General features: G+C 42.5%; 1 pseudogene and 1 other annotated feature. The pseudogene reads left to right on the forward strand.

The annotated features are described in order from the left end of the window. A pseudogene (locus AC1M84_RS14225) lies at nt 1-762 on the forward strand (IS3 family transposase); the annotation flags it as partial. Then, nucleotides 110-226: a sequence feature (AL1L pseudoknot), on the forward strand. (Overlaps the previous pseudogene by 117 nt.)

The following is a 762-nucleotide window of genomic DNA, read 5'->3' on the forward strand; positions in this document are numbered from 1 at the left end:
AACAAAATCCAGTTAAAGTACAGCAGCTTTCAGACCAAGAACGTATCAAACAACTCGAACGCGAAAATAAAGAACTGCAACGCGCCAATGAGATTCTACGTAAAGCAGCCGCTTTTTTCGCCCAGGCGGAGCTCGACGGTCCACACAAATAATGGTGGATTTCATCCATAACAATAAAGATTTATATGGTGTTGATGCGATTTGTAGGATTTGACCGATCGCACCTTCAACCTATTACCGGACTCTAGATCTCTGCGAAAATCCAGAACATCGAGCAAAGCGAGATTAACATGACTTGCATCATGCTGAGGAGATTAAACGAATTTGGAAGGAAAGTTCAGGTCGGTATGGTATACGTAAAGTCTGGCAACAACTGAAACGTGAAGGCTATGTTATTGCACGTTGTACAGTTGCTCGATTAATGAAAAAGCTAGGTATACAAGGTGTTTGGCGAGGTAAGAACAAACAAACCACCCGTAGCCGAGATGACCAAAAACGAGCACCTGACTTGGTGAAACGGAATTTTAGAGCTGATCAGCCTAATCACTTGTGGGTTGCTGACTTTACCTATATTCAAACAAATTCAGGCTGGGTCTATACCGCCTTTATTATTGATGTGTTCTCACGAGCAATTGTTGGATGGAAAGTATCTACACGGATGAATACAGATATGGTGCTCGATGCACTTGAGCAAGCATTGCACGATCGAGGCATGCCAAAGAATGTGATTCATCATTCCGATAGAGGTGTTCAATATCTTTC

The organism is Acinetobacter sp. 24-47-66 (assembly GCF_056779755.1).